Below are 15,304 nucleotides of genomic sequence, written 5' to 3' on the forward strand. Positions count from 1 at the left end.
GGCGTTAAAGCTGTGCCTCAAGCAGCATGGGTTCACTTTCACGCTCTAGTTCTAATTTGACTGCTTTACCGCGGTATTTACGCACTAGGCTCGAAAGCGTCGCAGCGTCTTCCACTTTTTCCTGGTTGATCTTCAGAAGTTGATCGCCACGTAACAAGCCTGATTTTTCTGCGACAGACCCATGAATCACGGCGATCACGCGGACGCCAGGCGTGGATAGGTGCTCGCCCTCAGCGGCACCAGATTGGCGTTGTACCAGTTTTATCACATGCACGCCGAGTACTGGTGGCGGTAACTTGGCCCAAAACGTGGCGTAGTAGTGATACTTTCCAGGAGTGGCTGCCATGTCCTTTTCAGTCAGCGTCTGTCCTTTTTTGACCGCTTCCTTAATCATCTCCATTTTTGAAGCGGCGGAGACGTTCCCAGCTTTTTTGACATAGACCAGAATATTGTCGGCTTTAATGCTACGGCCAAATTCAAGCGCCAGATCGGGCGCGACTTCTTCAGCTTCAAAGTTGCTGAAGCCCATCAAGTCATAGCCATCTTCCAACATCCTGATGTTGTCATCTTCACGGCGAACCCCACTCAGTAATTGGGTATTTGGCGTATCTTGCAGGGAATGCAAATTGCCCTGGTTTTGGGCCTGATAATGACTGGCATAGGGGTTTTCTTCAGCGGAGGCAAGGCGACTCACCAGCAGGCATGACAGGGTGAACAACAGGGATAAGCCCCAGATCCGGTAAGGGCTACGCGCATCACTCAATAGGGGGATTAATCTGCTTGCATGGGGGTGATTCATCTTGTTCTCCATGATCGAATGTCATATTGTAATGTTATGATGTATTGGTACATTAACACATACCAATGTCACATAGACCACGTTATGCAACAACAATTCACGCGCATTGGATTGGTTTCCATCAGCGATCGCGCCTCGCAAGGGATTTATGAAGATAAAGGCATTCCATCGCTGACCGCATGGTTGCAACAAGCGTTAACTTCGCCGTATCTAGTGGTCAGCCGACTGATTGCAGACGATCAGGCCACCATTGCCGATACTCTTAAGCAGTTGGTCGATCAAGAAAAATGCCACCTGATTTTGACGACCGGAGGCACTGGTCCGGCGTTACGGGATGTCACGCCGGAAGCGACCTTGGCGGTCGCGGACCGTGAAATGCCAGGTTTTGGCGAGCAAATGCGCCAGATCAGCCTGAAATTTGTGCCAACGGCGATTTTGTCACGGCAAGTGGCCGTCATTCGCAAGCAGTGCCTGATTATCAACTTGCCTGGTCAACCTAAATCCATACAGGAAACCCTGGAAGGTCTTAAGGATGGTGAAGGCAAGACGGTGGTGCCGGGCATTTTTGCCGCAGTGCCTTATTGCCTGGACTTGCTGGCAACACCAACTGCTCCCATGCCTTACCTGGAAACAGATGCGCGCGTGGTGCAGGCCTTCCGGCCCAAGTCTGCGCTCAAACCACAGCCTTAATTTTTGTTTTAATTCAGGATAGTCATGCGTTTTTCCCAAATTGCACAATTCATCTTCATTGTTTGCTTGTTACTGCTGAGTTATTTGCTGCTGATAGAAATGGCACCTGCCGAGCAGCAGTTTCCTTACCTGGATAAGTTGCAGCATATCATCGCGTTTGGTGGCGTCACGTTCTGGGGATGCTTGGCCTATCTCTCCCGGCAAAAAGTTGTGGTGATAGGGCTATTTATTTACGGTGGATTGATGGAAGTGCTTCAAGGCTTGTTTACCGTGACACGTCAGCCTAGTGTGTATGACTGGCTGGCAGATGGCGTGGGTATTTTGCTGGCATGGGGCGTTGCCGTGTTGTGTCTGCGCTGGTGGTCTGCTCGCCGTGGCTGAATTCGACCTGATTGCCAAGTATTTCACCCGGCAAGCCGAGGCTGACCTGGGGGTAGGTGATGATGCTGCGCTCATCAGCATGCGTCCGGGCTATCAATTGGCCGTCTCAGCCGATATGTCTGTCTCAGGGACACATTTTTTTGCGGATGCCGAACCCTATGCTATCGGCTGGAAATCAATGGCGGTCAATATCAGTGATATGGCGGCCATGGGGGCCGAACCGAAATGGGCCACCCTGTCTATCGCTCTCCCTGACGTCGATCACGAATGGCTGCGTGGCTTTAGTGATGGCTTGTTTGCGTGTGCCGATGCGTTTGGCGTTTCCCTGGTTGGCGGGGATACTACCCGTGGGCCACTTAATATTGCCATCAACATCATGGGCGAGGTACCTCGTGGTCAGGCCCTGCGCCGTGATGGCGCACAGGTGGGTGATGATGTCTGGGTCAGTGGCTGTCTGGGCCAGGCAGCGTTATGGTTACAATCGCAGTTGGGTCATCTGTATCTGTCTGCGGCAGACATCCACATGCTGGCTCAAGCCATGCACCATCCGCAGCCGCGTGTGAGTCTGGGATTGGCCTTGCGGGGTGTTGCCAGTGCTGCGCTGGATGTTTCGGATGGCTTGCTGGCAGATTTGAACCATATTTTGCAGGCGTCAAAAGTGGGGGCCGAACTGGAGTGGTCTGCAATCCCACAACCCATTGTGCAGTCTACCGTCGACGAGCATGCATGGCAACAAGCGGTTCTGGCAGGTGGGGATGACTATGAATTATGTTTTACCGCCGCACCTGAGCACCGGCAGGGATTGTTGGCGCTGTCACAGCAATTGGACCTGCCTTTAAGCCGCATTGGTAAAATAAGCGCCACTACTGGTCTGCGGATACTGAATGGCCAGTCATCTATCGATCTTTCAAGCAAAGGGTATTCACATTTTGTCTAATCAAAGACAACCAACACTCCCAAGTTGGGGATTATTATGGTCTCATCCCTTGCATTGTCTGAGCTTTGGCTTGGGTACTGGTTTGTCGCCAAAAGCGCCTGGCACAGTAGGAACCTTACTGGGATTCCCTTTATATTGGCTGTTGCTGAGTTACCCTTTGGCCCAGCAATGGCTGGTCCTGAGCATGCTTTTTTTGCTGGGGATCTGGTGCTGTGAGTTTACGGGGCGGGCACTCGGGGTCAGTGATCATGGGGCTATCGTCTGGGACGAGGTGGTGGCCATGGCAGCAGTTTTACTGACTGTGCCTGCCAATGTTTACTGGGGCGTGGCAGCGTTTGTATTGTTCCGTCTGTTTGATATCTGGAAGCCTTTCCCGATAGGGTGGGTAGATAGGCGTGTCAAAGGCGGCTTGGGTGTCATGCTGGATGATGTATTGGCCGCGGTGATGGCCATCGTGCTATTGCAGTTAGTCAAAGGAATTCTGTAATGCCATCAATCCTGGAGCTTAGCGCAAGCCTAGGGCAGGCACTTCAGTCAAGAGGCTGGCAATTGGCGCTGGCAGAGTCGTGTACCGGTGGCATGATTGCGCAAGCCATCACCGCGATCGCTGGCAGTTCTGCCTGGTTTGACCGTGGATTTGTCACTTACAGCAATGCCGCCAAAATGGATATGCTAGCTGTGCCCGAGGCGCTGATTGCCGAACATGGTGCTGTGAATGAGCTGGTCGCAAAGGCGATGGCGGTGGGGGCCTTGACGCACAGTTTGGCGGATATCAGTGGTGCGGTAACTGGCATTGCTGGACCCGGGGGCGGCTCTGCACATAAACCGGTGGGGACGGTTTGCTTTGCTTGGGCTAGCCAACACGCCGGACTTTCTCATGTTTATGTTGAAACCCGGCATTTTGAGGGCGATCGCCAGCAGATACGCGAGCAGGCCGCCAATTATTTATTGGCTGGCCTGCTCAGGATGGCTACTCAGGATTTCAGAAATCCGTTGGATGTGAGAAATTAGTCATGGCGATGATGGTGGTGATGACCACGGCCCCAGCCGCCATAACCGCCACCATTGTAGTTGCGAGGGCCGTAGTTGTAGCCGCCGTAACCACCGTTTCCATATGAAAACTGGATGAAACCCGGGCCGGGAGGCGGCACTGGTGCAGAATAAGCCACGGCTGGCGGGCTGTAATAATAACGGCTTTGCGGGTGTGGATAAATCACCACTGGCGGCGGTGCATAAACGACGGCTGGCGGTGCGTAATATGCTGGTGGATAAGGGTTGCCTACAACGACGCCTACCGACCAGTTGTCTTGTGCCTGCGCGCTGACGGCCGCCGTGCCTGCCAACATCAGCGCAAAAATCAATTTAAATATTTTCATAAATGCTCCTCTCGCGGAAAACAAATACTTGCTCCCTGGTCAATTAACGCGGCTGGCAAGTCGCGGTTGACAATCCTAGACAGAAATCCAAGCGCGCTATTTTCTGCAGCCGGATGCCTGGCGATTGAATTCATGGCTTCGCCATTTCACTGATGGTCGATTTATGAAATAATTAGAGGTTATTGTTTGGATTATATCGCGTTTGTACAAGCAACGCATTTTATCGCTAAAAGAAGGTAATCAGCATGGATGACAACAAAAGCAAAGCGCTCGCCGCCGCACTTTCCCAGATTGAAAAACAGTTCGGCAAAGGCTCCATTATGCGCATGGGCGATGCTGATATCGGCGAAGACCTGCAAGTGGTTTCCACCGGCTCACTCGGCCTGGATATTGCATTAGGGGTGGGTGGCTTGCCACGCGGCCGCATTATCGAAATTTACGGCCCGGAATCTTCAGGTAAAACGACACTCACCTTGTCCGCGATTGCCGAGATGCAAAAGCTGGGCGGGGTTGCAGCATTTATCGATGCTGAACATGCGTTGGACCCGCAATATGCGGCCAAACTGGGCGTGAATGTGCCTGAATTGCTGATTTCACAGCCTGACACCGGTGAACAAGCGTTGGAAATTGCCGATATGCTGGTACGTTCCGGTTCTGTGGATATCGTGGTGGTTGACTCGGTGGCTGCCTTGACGCCACGCGCCGAAATTGAGGGTGAAATGGGTGACAGCCACATGGGCTTGCAGGCGCGCTTGATGTCACAGGCGTTGCGTAAGTTGACAGGCAACATCAAACGCACCAATACGCTGGTGATCTTTATTAACCAGATCCGTATGAAGATCGGTGTGATGTTTGGCAACCCGGAAACAACCACGGGTGGTAATGCACTGAAGTTTTACTCATCTGTCCGTCTGGATATCCGCCGTACCGGCGCGATCAAAAAGGGCGATGAAGTCATTGGTTCTGAAACCAAGGTCAAAGTCATCAAAAATAAAGTGGCACCGCCGTTCAAACAGGCTGAGTTTGACATTATGTATGGCGAGGGTATTTCCCGTTTGGGCGAAGTGATTGAGTTGGGTACCAACCTTAAACTGGTTGAAAAATCTGGTGCGTGGTACAGCTACAACGGTGAAAAAATCGGCCAGGGTAAAGAAAACGCTAAAGAGTTCCTGCGTGAGAATCCAGCCATTGCGGCCGAAATTGAAGCCAAGATTCGCGACAACTCCAATGTGCTGGCTGATAGCATGACTGCGGCCAGAAGTGAAGATGATTAAGCAGCTTGCGACAGCCGGTTGAAAAGTCGCTGCGTCAGCGTGCACTGGAGTATCTAAGCAAACGCGAATATTCTGCGGCTGAGCTGGCGAAAAAGTTAAAAGGCTATGCAGAGGAGGCGGATGATATCGCTGCCTTGATTGCAGATTTCACAGCGCGTGGCTGGTTGAGTGACGCGCGTTATGCCGAACAGATGGTTCATGCACGCCAGGCCAAGTTCGGCACAGCCCGGGTGGCACATGAGTTACGCGAAAAAGGCGTCGATGACGCCTTGATCAGCGAAGCCATTGCTGGATTGCAGGACAATGAAGTAGAACGCGCCAGCGAAGTCTGGCGCAAAAAGTTTAAAGCGGCCCCGACAACACGCGAGGAATGGGCAAAACAGGCCCGTTTTTTACAGAGTCGGGGTTTTACGTTTGAAGTGATTAAACAAATTTTGAATAGACACGCAGAAGATGACAGTTAAGTTCGGGCAAAAACCATCCAGCAAACAAATCCGCCAGGCCTTCCTGGATTTCTTTGCTTCCAAAGGCCACCAAGTCGTGGCTTCCAGTTCGCTGGTGCCGCACGGTGACCCAACCTTGCTGTTCACTAACGCGGGGATGAACCAGTTTAAAGACGTGTTTTTAGGTTTTGACAAACGCGCCTACACACGTGCAGCCACGGCACAAAAATGCGTACGTGCCGGTGGTAAACACAACGATCTTGAGAACGTGGGTTATACCGCCCGTCATCATACTTTCTTCGAGATGCTGGGTAACTTCAGCTTTGGCGATTACTTCAAGCGTGATGCCATCACCTTTGCCTGGGAATTGCTGACCGAAGTATACGCTTTACCCAAAGAGCGCCTGATGGTGACAGTGTATGCTGAGGACGACGAAGCCTACGATATCTGGAACAAAGAAGTCGGTGTGCCAGCAGACAAGATTGTCCGCATTGGTGACAACAAGGGCGCCCGTTACGCCTCAGACAACTTTTGGATGATGGGGGACACCGGTCCTTGCGGCCCTTGTACCGAAATTTTCTATGATCACGGTGCGCATATTCCAGGCGGTCCTCCCGGCTCGCCAGACGAAGATGGCGACCGTTTCATTGAAATCTGGAACAACGTGTTCATGCAGTTTAACCGCGATGAAGCGGGGGTGATGCATCCGTTACCTAAGCCATCCGTCGATACCGGCATGGGGTTGGAGCGGATTTCTGCCGTGCTGCAAGGCGTGCATGCCAACTACGAAATTGATTTGTTCCAAGCGCTGATCAAAGCCGCAGCGCGTGAAACGCATACTGCTGACTTAGATAGTCCTTCTCTCAAAGTGCTGGCGGATCATATCCGCGCCTGTTCTTTCCTGATTGCTGATGGCGTGATTCCTGGTAATGAAGGCCGTGGCTATGTGTTGCGCCGTATTATCCGCCGTGCGATTCGCCATGGTTACAAGCTGGGCTGCCGCGCTGCTTTCTTCCATAAGCTGGTGCCGGACCTGGTGGCCGAAATGGGCGAAGCCTATCCTGAGCTAACCCAAGGTCAATCGCGGGTGGTGGATATCCTCAAACAGGAAGAAGAACGTTTCTTTGAAACCATTGAAAACGGCATGCAGATTCTGGAAGCCGAACTGGCGACCAAGCCCGCCGTGTTTAATGGCGATTTGGCTTTCAAATTGCATGATACATTCGGTTTCCCGCTGGATCTGACTGCAGACATTTGCCGCGAACGCGGCGTGACGGTAGATACCGCCGGTTTTGATGCCGCCATGGCGCGCCAGAAAGAGCAGGCGCGTGCTGCAGGTAAGTTTAAAATGGCGCTAAACCTCGAGTACGAGGGCGCTGCAACAACCTTCCATGGCTACGATAAACTGGAAGTCCCTGCCAAAGTCCTTGCGTTGTATAAAGAAGGCAGTGCTGTAACCTCGCTTAATGAAGGTGACCTCGGCGTGGTCGTGTTGGACCATACGCCGTTCTATGCCGAGTCTGGCGGCCAGATTGGCGATAGCGGTGAGCTCAAGTCTGCCAATGGTATTTTTTCGGTAGAAGATACACAAAAAATCCAGGCGGCTGTCTTTGGACATCATGGCGTATTGAAAACCGGTAGCTTGTCGGTAGGCGACGAGTTGGCGGCCAAAGTTAACTTACAAATGCGTGCCAGCACGATGCGCAACCACTCGGCGACCCATTTGATGCACAAAGCACTACGTGAGGTGCTGGGTGAGCATGTGCAGCAAAAAGGTAGTTTGGTCGATACCGAAAAAACCCGTTTTGACTTTGTGCATAATGCGCCGATGACGGATGCAGAGATCGCCAAGGTAGAAGCCTTGGTGAATGCCGAGATTCTTGCCAATGTGGCAACACAGGCGCGGTTAATGGACATTGAATCCGCGCAAAAAACCGGTGCCATGATGCTGTTTGGTGAAAAATATGGCGATGAGGTGCGCGTGCTGGATATCGGATCCTCACGAGAATTATGTGGTGGTACTCATGTCAGCCGCACCGGCGATATTGGCCTCTTCAAAATTACGTCAGAAAGCGGCGTTGCCGCCGGTGTGCGCCGTGTAGAAGCTACCACAGGCGAAGGTGCCCTTAAGCTGGTGCAAGCACAGCAAACGCTGATTAATCAAGTGGCTGGCGAGCTCAAGGCGCCTGCACACGAGCTGCCGGCTAAAATCGCGCAGGTGATGGATAACGTGAAATCACTTGAAAAAGAATTGGCCCGCCTGAAGTCCAAGTTGGCCTCCTCGCAAGGCGATGATCTTGCGACGCAAGCGTTAGAGATCAAAGGCATCAAAGTGTTAGCCGCCACCCTGGAAGGGGCAGATGCCAATACCTTGCGCGAAACTATGGATAAGCTCAAGGATAAACTCAAATCTGCCATGATTGTGCTGGCGAGCGTCGCTGACGGTAAAGTTAGCCTAGCTGCAGGTGTGACTGCAGACTTGACTGGCAAGGTTAAAGCGGGTGAGCTGGTCAATCATGTCGCTGGTCAAGTTGGCGGCAAAGGTGGTGGTAAGCCAGATATGGCGATGGCAGGTGGCACTGAACCCGCAAATCTGCCGCAAGCGCTGGCGAGTGTCAGAGCCTGGGTAGAAGCTAAACTAAATTAATTCAATTGATTAACAGAGCAAAATAATGGCATTAATCGTACAAAAATATGGTGGCACATCCGTCGCCAATCCTGAGCGTATCCGTAATGTGGCGCGTCGTGTGGCACGTTATAAAGCCATGGGGCATCAAGTGGTTGTGGTAGTGTCTGCCATGTCAGGCGAAACAAACCGGCTCATTTCACTGGCTAAGGAAATTATGCCAGATCCAGATCCACGCGAGCTGGATGTGATGGTCTCTACCGGCGAACAGGTCACCATCGGCATGACTGCCCTCGCGCTAATGGAGCTCGGTATCAAGGCTAAAAGCTATACCGGTACCCAGGTGAAAATCCTCACGGATGATGCATTTAGCAAGGCCCGTATTCTAGATATTGACCAGCACAACCTGAAAAAAGACCTTGATGACGGCTACGTCTGTGTCGTGGCTGGTTTCCAGGGTGTGGATGCCAATGGCAATATTACGACCTTGGGCCGGGGTGGCTCAGATACTACAGGCGTGGCACTGGCTGCAGCGCTCAAGGCAGATGAGTGCCAAATTTACACGGATGTCGATGGTGTCTACACCACGGATCCGCGCGTGGTGCCAGAAGCGCGCCGCCTGGACAAAATCACCTTTGAAGAAATGCTGGAATTGGCCTCTCAAGGCTCCAAAGTCCTGCAAATCCGTTCGGTTGAGTTTGCAGGCAAATACAAGGTTAAGTTACGTGTGCTCTCCAGCTTTGAGGAAGAAGGCGATGGCACACTGATTACATTCGAAGAAAACGAGGAAAACATGGAAGACCCAATTATCTCCGGCATCGCCTTCAACCGCGATGAGGCGAAAATTACCGTAGCGGGCGTGCCAGATAAGCCTGGTATTGCTTACCAAATTCTTGGTCCTGTGGCTGATGCCAATATCGATGTCGATATGATTATCCAGAATGTGGGGGCCGACGGCACAACAGATTTTACGTTTACCGTACATAAAAACGAAATGAACAAAGCGCTGACGATTCTGCGTGACAAGGTTCAAGGTCATATCCAGGCGCGTGAAGTCACTGGCGACGATAAGATCGCTAAAGTGTCTGTCGTAGGGGTAGGGATGCGTTCGCATGTTGGTATCGCCAGCCAGATGTTCCGTACATTGGCTGAAGAGGGCATCAATATTCAAATGATCTCTACCAGTGAAATCAAGATCGCAGTGGTGATCGAAGAGAAGTACATGGAACTGGCTGTGCGCGTGTTACACAAAGCGTTTGGCCTGGAAAACGCATAATCGCAAACGCACGAATAAAGAAATAAAACATTCTTCTTTTTTGCGTTGATTTTTGAAGGGTTTTCACGTAGTATGGCGCCCTTCGATGCAGTAGCAATACTGCAAAGAAAACAGCATCAGCTGTGTTGGTATTATTAAAGCGTGATTGTTTTAATAAGGTGAGCTGGCCGAGTGGTCGAAGGCACTTCCCTGCTAAGGAAGCATATGGGCTTAAACCTGTATCGAGGGTTCGAATCCCTCGCTCACCGCCAAAAGCTTGGGTTTGACCATGCAAGCATTTGGTAAATGAGAGCGTTTTACTACTCCACAAAGCTGAAAATCATGTTATAATGCTGTTTTTGTTGCAAAGCAACAAACCTTGGCGCCCGTAGCTCAGTTGGATAGAGTATTTGGCTACGAACCAAAGGGTCGGGCGTTCGAATCGCTCCGGGCGCGCCAAAAATAAAAGCCTTGTTTCTTTCTGAGAAACAAGGCTTTTTTCTTTGCTTGAACACTCAGTGATACATTCCGTTAGGCATTACATTTTTTAATGCTTCGCAGTGTTTTGATACAACGCCAACACGCGCTGAACATAGCGATGATGGTGTCGGTATGATATGCTTTAACTTTTAATTCAATTGGTGTTTCAGTGTCTCTTCAGGCTTGTTTGGCGCGGATTGCAGGCGATATGCAGCAGGTGGATGCCGTTATTCGCCAGTCTTTGTCATCCCAAGTTCCGCTGATTAATCAAATTTCGGAATATATCATTCACAGCGGTGGCAAACGTTTGCGGCCGACGCTGGTGTTGATGGCTGCTGATCTGGCCGGTAATGTGACGCCCGCTCACCACTCACTGGCCGCTATTGTCGAGTTTATTCATACCGCCACCCTTTTGCATGATGATGTGGTTGATGCCTCCGAGCTGCGTCGAGGCAAATCTACGGCCAATCATGTGTATGGCAATCCTGCCAGTGTGCTGGTGGGTGACTTCCTGTACTCGCGCGCTTTTCAGATGATGGTCAGGCTACAAAATATGCGGGTGATGGAAATCCTGGCCGATGCCACCAATGTGATTTCCGAAGGCGAAGTGCTCCAATTGCTCAATGTGCGCAATATCGGCGTCAGTGAGCAGGATTATTTACAGGTTATCCATTTTAAAACAGCCAAGCTGTTTGAAGCAGCCACCCGCCTGGGGGCTGTGCAATGCCAGGCCAGTATTGAGCAAGAAGAGGGCTTAGCCAAGTATGGCATGCATCTGGGGACAGCCTTTCAGCTGATTGATGATGTGCTGGATTTAACTGGCGACAGTGAAAAAATAGGCAAAACCCTAGGCAATGACCTGGTTGAAGGTAAAGTGACGCTGCCTATGCTGTATGCCATCCAGCAAGCGCCGGCTGCCCAGGCAGATTTGGTCAAGCAAGCCTTGTTAGAGGGGCAGGTCACGCAGTTAGATGCTGTGCTGGAGATTTTGCATGCTGTGAACGCATTTGATTATGTGCGTGCAGTGGCGCAAAAAGAAGCTGAACAGGCTTGCGCAGCGTTAGCGGTCTTTGATTTGACTCCGGCAAAACAGGCTTTGCTGGATTTAGCCCAGTTTTCAGTCAACCGGCAACACTAAATGGCCGCAGCCTGCTGACGCACAGGCCTTGGCATTTAAAATAAGCTGGTTAATTGAGGGCGATGGGCTCGCCACTCATGTGGTAGTAGCTGAGCCGGGCGCAATCGTTGGTCGCATGCGTTAATGCACCGTCAAACAAGGATTTTCCATTGACATCAACAACGGCGTAGCCGTTGTGATACAAGGTAACCTCGGCCTGCATGTCACTCTCTTGTGCTTCGATGGCTTTGTGCAAGCGGTGATGATTCGAAGAGCGCATCGCAAAGCTCACGCAGTTTTCCTCTTCCTCTTCACTGTAGACTTCCCAGTGCGCTTGTCCGGTCAGTTTGGTGAGCCATCCAGGTAAATCGACTTCTACTCGACAAATCACTGGCTCATCCCAGGCAGGGTGCTCAACCTCGTTCAACTCAACTTCGGTTGGCGATGTAAATTTGATTTGATCAGACATAGGCAACTTCCTTCTCTAGATAACAGATGCCACTTCACACAGACACAAACCATAAAAGCTGCTGTGCTATGACCATCTTACACATAAATGGTGACTTGCAAACAGTTTTCAAGGCAGAACAATATGCTTTTAAAGCAGTTTTGCACTTTGCCAGCCTTGCCTACCGGCATTAACGATGAGATGATGCAGCAACCTTCACTTTGTTATCGGCATCATGCAAGAAATCCTTGAACCTGTTTTAAGTCTGTTGCGCACCCAGCCGCATGCCCTGCAAGCCACCTGCCTGGTCTTTGGTTTGCTGGTCGGCAGTTTTCTCAATGTGGTGATTCATCGCCTGCCCAAGATGATGGAGCGCGAATGGCAGGCCAGTTGCCTGGATTTACAGGGGCAAGAAGTGCCGGAGCAGCCTAAATACAATCTAGTGGTACCGCGTTCGGCTTGCCCGCATTGTGGGCATCAGATTACGGCCTTCGAAAATATTCCTGTGATCAGCTATCTATTTTTACGCGGACGGTGCAAAGCATGTCAAGCGCCTATTTCCATGCGCTATCCCTTTGTGGAGTTACTGACAGGCCTGCTGTCGCTGGCGGTGGCAGTGCAATATGGCTATAGCCATTTGACCCTGTTTGCATTGGCATTTGTGTTTGCCTTGGTTGCACTGACCTTTATTGATTTTGATACACAGCTTTTGCCGGATGACATTACCTTACCGTTATTGTGGTTGGGGCTATTGCTGAACCTCAAATATGGGTTTACCGATCTGTCGTCTGCTGTGATTGGTGCCATGGCCGGCTATCTCGTGTTGTGGGCGGTTTATTGGCTATTTAAACTGGTGACGGGCAAAGAGGGCATGGGCTATGGCGACTTCAAACTTCTGGCGGCAATCGGCGCCTGGTTTGGCTGGCAATTGCTCCCCGCAGTCATTTTATTGAGCTCGGTGGTTGGTAGTGTGATTGGCATCGGCTTAATTTTGCTCAAAGGCAAAACCCGCCAGACGGCGATCCCTTTTGGTCCTTTTTTAGCCCTGGGTGGTATTGCCGCCTTGTTTTATGGGCAAAGCCTGGCCGCTTACTATTTAGTGCCTTAATGGGAGCAATCCATGGCGAAAGTAGTGGCCGTGACTGGCGGTATCGGCAGTGGTAAAAGCGAGGCTTGTACATCGTTTGCTGCCTTAGGCGTCCCTGTCGTTGATTTGGACCGGATTGCGCACGAAATGAGTGAACCAGGCAGTCCGGCTATGCAAGCCGTGCGGGCGGCTTTTGGCGACGATATGTTTGAGGCCGATGGCCGCCTGAGCCGGGCAGCACTCCGTGCGCATGTGTTTGAGCATCCGGATGCGCTGGAACAACTGAATCAAATCATGCACCCGGCGATCCGTGCCGAGGCGGTGCAGCAAATTGCCCAACTTGCCGGGCATCCCTATGTGATTCTGGCGATTCCTTTATTAGTCGAAAGCCGTGAAGACTGGTCCATGATTGATCATGTCCTGGTGATTGATTGTGATGAAGAGACGCAGTTGCGCCGGGTGATGCAACGCAGCCAGCTCTCTGTCGAAATGGCACAAGCAATTATGGCGGCGCAAAGCACACGAGAAGAGCGGCTGGCGATTGCAGACACAGTGATTGTAAATCACCTTACGCTGGCCGATTTACAGCAAAAAGTGCTGCAATTTCACAAAAATTTCTCTAAAACTTGCCTCTGAGGTAAAAGGGTTTCATAATCAAACTTTTATTGCATACTTTTCAAGTATCAGCTGACAGAAAAGGCTGCCGTGTCGAGCTACGAATTTCCATTTAACGAGCGCATCAGAACCTATCTTCGCCTAGAAGACCTGTTCAAAAAAATGTTGCACCACATCGCCATCGGCCATGAGGTTAGTCATCATGTGGCCCTGATTTCCATGCTGCAAGTATTGGATGTCATTGATCGTGGTGATCTCAAGGTGGATTTGCTGCAAGAGTTAGATCGTCACAAAGTCCAGCTTTCCCTGTTGCAACATAATCCCAACATCGATCAGGATGCGCTCGAAAGCACCTTAAACAGCCTTGAACGTTGTGCTAGTACCCTGCGGGCAGACCATCAAAAACTCGGGCAAACCTTGCGTGACAATGACTGGCTTATGAGTGTTAAGCAACGCACCAGCATTCCTGGCGGCGTCTGCGAGTTTGATTTGCCCTCATACCGCCACTGGCTCTACCTTGGCGTAGAGCGCCGTAAGCAAGATTTTACGCAGTGGTTATCACGCTTGATGCCAATGTATGAAGCCATCAGCCTGATTTTGCAGTTGTTGCGCGGTAGCGGCCAGGTGTTATCACTGGTGGCGCATAATGGTGCCTATCAGCAACAGCTTTCAGGTCACAAACCCGCCCAATTATTGCGCATTGAAATTGACCATGAAGAGTGTTTTCCGGAAGTCAGTGCGAATAAATATGCAATAAACATCCGCTTTCAAAAGCTAGACTTTGTACAGCGCCCCAAAGGCTGTGAGCAAGACATCCCGTTCAAGATGATTATCTGTAACTTTACCGGAGCCAGCCACAATTGACACACGCGGCAGTTAAACCCCGCAAAGTGGCGTGTCCTTCATGTGGCGAGACCACTGAATACTCGCCGGCGAATGCGTTCCGGCCATTTTGTAGCGAACGCTGCAAACTCATGGACCTGGGCGACTGGGCCTCGGAAAAGTTTCGCATCCCTGACAGCACGCCACCAGATTTATACGAGCCTGAATAATCTTGCCCTGGATTAGCGTATGCAAACAAAACACCCATTTTTAAAACTCATCATCGCTTTGTGCCTGTTAGGTGCATCTGTGCTTGCCCGCGCAGAAGTTAAACTCACAGATGCCTGGGTGCGCGCATCCAATCCTGGCCAGTTTGTGGGTGCAGCCTATCTGACGCTTAACAGCCCACAAGATGTGACGCTGGTTTATATTGAAACCGAACGCGCTGGTAGCGTAGAAATGCATAGCATGACCATGCAAAACGGCATCATGAAAATGCGCAGCATGGAAGAACTGCCGGTGCCTGCAGGCAAGCCAGTGAAACTGGCACCAGGCGGTTTGCACTTAATGTTATTTGAATTACCCACGCCATTTAAAGCTGGCGAGCAGGTGAAATTCAGACTGTGCTTTAAAGACAAACAAGGCAAGATTACAGACCAGTTTGTCACCATGCCGGTGAAATCTGCACCGTAAATTAACTCCCTGCGCCTTTTACAAAAGTCGCGACATACAAAGCTTCTACTTGAGTCCTCGCCCAAGGCATTTTTCGCAAAAACTTCAGGCTGGACTTCACCGAAGGATCATTCTTAAAGCAATTGATATTCACCTTAAGTGCCAGCCCTTCCCAGCCATAATGCGCTGCTAGGTGTTCGACGATCTGTTCAAGGGTAATGCCATGCAATGGATTGTTAAGTTGGCTCATGAGTTAATGATGCATTCGTGTCTATGTGCAAT

General features: G+C 51.0%; 19 protein-coding genes and 2 tRNA genes. 17 read left to right on the forward strand and 4 right to left on the reverse strand.

The window, feature by feature from the left end; all coding sequences use genetic code 11:
* Positions 1–4 precede the first annotated feature (4 nt).
* Positions 5–799, reverse strand: coding sequence for a PDZ domain-containing protein (locus ACIDF8_RS03505; protein ID WP_412009222.1), 795 nt, complete (start codon positions 797–799; stop codon positions 5–7).
* An 84-nt stretch (positions 800–883) separates the two neighbouring features.
* On the opposite strand from ACIDF8_RS03505, the gene mog reads away from it, so the two are divergent.
* Genes mog through ACIDF8_RS03530 form a run of 5 tightly spaced genes read left to right on the forward strand, consistent with a single transcriptional unit; the run spans position 884 to position 3,818 of the window.
* Complete coding sequence (gene mog, locus ACIDF8_RS03510) at positions 884–1,489, forward strand: molybdopterin adenylyltransferase (protein ID WP_412009223.1); 606 nt, start codon at positions 884–886, stop codon at positions 1,487–1,489.
* 24 nt (positions 1,490–1,513) lie between these two features.
* Positions 1,514–1,870 (forward strand): VanZ family protein, encoded by a 357-nt coding sequence (locus ACIDF8_RS03515; protein WP_412009224.1) that lies wholly within the window; start codon positions 1,514–1,516, stop codon positions 1,868–1,870.
* The gene (gene thiL, locus ACIDF8_RS03520) at positions 1,863–2,807 is read left to right on the forward strand and encodes a thiamine-phosphate kinase (protein WP_412009647.1); all 945 of its coding nucleotides are present in this window, start codon (positions 1,863–1,865) and stop codon (positions 2,805–2,807) included. Before ACIDF8_RS03515 ends, thiL begins: the two co-directional genes overlap by 8 nt.
* Positions 2,791–3,294 (forward strand): phosphatidylglycerophosphatase A, encoded by a 504-nt coding sequence (locus tag ACIDF8_RS03525; protein ID WP_412009648.1) that lies wholly within the window; start codon positions 2,791–2,793, stop codon positions 3,292–3,294. Before thiL ends, ACIDF8_RS03525 begins: the two co-directional genes overlap by 17 nt.
* Positions 3,294–3,818, forward strand: a complete 525-nt coding sequence (locus tag ACIDF8_RS03530; protein WP_412009225.1) for a CinA family protein — start codon at positions 3,294–3,296, stop codon at positions 3,816–3,818. Before ACIDF8_RS03525 ends, ACIDF8_RS03530 begins: the two co-directional genes overlap by 1 nt.
* Here ACIDF8_RS03530 and ACIDF8_RS03535 read toward each other — a convergent pair.
* Positions 3,815–4,183, reverse strand: coding sequence for a hypothetical protein (locus ACIDF8_RS03535; RefSeq protein WP_412009226.1), 369 nt, complete (start codon positions 4,181–4,183; stop codon positions 3,815–3,817). The genes ACIDF8_RS03530 and ACIDF8_RS03535 overlap by 4 nt on opposite strands.
* Positions 4,184–4,428: 245 nt before the next feature.
* On the opposite strand from ACIDF8_RS03535, the gene recA reads away from it, so the two are divergent.
* The 7 genes from recA to ACIDF8_RS03570 all read left to right on the forward strand — a co-directional run bounded on the left by recA (position 4,429) and on the right by ACIDF8_RS03570 (position 11,399).
* Complete coding sequence (recA, locus tag ACIDF8_RS03540) at positions 4,429–5,457, forward strand: recombinase RecA (protein ID WP_412009227.1); 1,029 nt, start codon at positions 4,429–4,431, stop codon at positions 5,455–5,457.
* Between the two features lie 5 nt (positions 5,458–5,462).
* A complete protein-coding gene (gene recX, locus ACIDF8_RS03545; protein ID WP_412009228.1) occupies positions 5,463–5,921 on the forward strand; it encodes a recombination regulator RecX in 459 nt (152 codons plus the stop codon).
* Positions 5,911–8,547, forward strand: coding sequence for an alanine--tRNA ligase (gene alaS, locus ACIDF8_RS03550; protein WP_412009229.1), 2,637 nt, complete (start codon positions 5,911–5,913; stop codon positions 8,545–8,547). Before recX ends, alaS begins: the two co-directional genes overlap by 11 nt.
* 25 nt (positions 8,548–8,572) lie before the next feature.
* Entirely contained in the window at positions 8,573–9,802 is a 1,230-nt protein-coding gene (locus ACIDF8_RS03555; RefSeq protein ID WP_412009230.1) for an aspartate kinase, read from the forward strand.
* Between the two features lie 157 nt (positions 9,803–9,959).
* A tRNA-Ser gene (locus tag ACIDF8_RS03560) sits at positions 9,960–10,053 on the forward strand.
* 110 nt (positions 10,054–10,163) lie between these two features.
* Positions 10,164–10,240, forward strand: a tRNA-Arg gene (locus ACIDF8_RS03565).
* Positions 10,241–10,469: 229 nt separating this feature from the next.
* Positions 10,470–11,399: a polyprenyl synthetase family protein gene (locus tag ACIDF8_RS03570; RefSeq protein ID WP_412009649.1), complete on the forward strand. Its 930-nt coding sequence runs from the start codon at positions 10,470–10,472 to the stop codon at positions 11,397–11,399.
* 49 nt (positions 11,400–11,448) lie between these two features.
* Here the strand turns inward: ACIDF8_RS03570 and ACIDF8_RS03575 are convergent, their stop codons facing one another.
* Positions 11,449–11,847, reverse strand: coding sequence for a hypothetical protein (locus ACIDF8_RS03575; RefSeq protein WP_412009231.1), 399 nt, complete (start codon positions 11,845–11,847; stop codon positions 11,449–11,451).
* Positions 11,848–12,061: 214 nt separating this feature from the next.
* Here ACIDF8_RS03575 and ACIDF8_RS03580 point away from each other — a divergent pair, with 214 nt between their 5' ends.
* From ACIDF8_RS03580 to ACIDF8_RS03600, 5 genes are all read left to right on the forward strand, one after another.
* Positions 12,062–12,934, forward strand: coding sequence for a prepilin peptidase (locus tag ACIDF8_RS03580; RefSeq protein ID WP_412009232.1), 873 nt, complete (start codon positions 12,062–12,064; stop codon positions 12,932–12,934).
* A gap of 12 nt (positions 12,935–12,946) precedes the next feature.
* Entirely contained in the window at positions 12,947–13,549 is a 603-nt protein-coding gene (gene coaE / locus ACIDF8_RS03585) for a dephospho-CoA kinase (RefSeq protein WP_412009233.1), read from the forward strand.
* A gap of 69 nt (positions 13,550–13,618) precedes the next feature.
* Positions 13,619–14,392 (forward strand): cell division protein ZapD, encoded by a 774-nt coding sequence (gene zapD, locus ACIDF8_RS03590; RefSeq protein ID WP_412009234.1) that lies wholly within the window; start codon positions 13,619–13,621, stop codon positions 14,390–14,392.
* A gap of 26 nt (positions 14,393–14,418) precedes the next feature.
* Entirely contained in the window at positions 14,419–14,580 is a 162-nt protein-coding gene (locus ACIDF8_RS03595) for a DNA gyrase inhibitor YacG (protein WP_412009235.1), read from the forward strand.
* 19 nt (positions 14,581–14,599) lie between these two features.
* Positions 14,600–15,043: a copper chaperone PCu(A)C gene (locus tag ACIDF8_RS03600; protein ID WP_412009236.1), complete on the forward strand. Its 444-nt coding sequence runs from the start codon at positions 14,600–14,602 to the stop codon at positions 15,041–15,043.
* A gap of 1 nt (position 15,044) precedes the next feature.
* Here ACIDF8_RS03600 and ACIDF8_RS03605 read toward each other — a convergent pair whose 3' ends face one another.
* Entirely contained in the window at positions 15,045–15,272 is a 228-nt protein-coding gene (locus ACIDF8_RS03605) for a VF530 family DNA-binding protein (protein WP_412009237.1), read from the reverse strand.
* Between the last annotated feature and the right edge of the window lie 32 nt (positions 15,273–15,304).

The organism is Methylophilus sp. 3sh_L (assembly GCF_046766015.1).
Lineage (GTDB): Bacteria > Pseudomonadota > Gammaproteobacteria > Burkholderiales > Methylophilaceae > Methylophilus.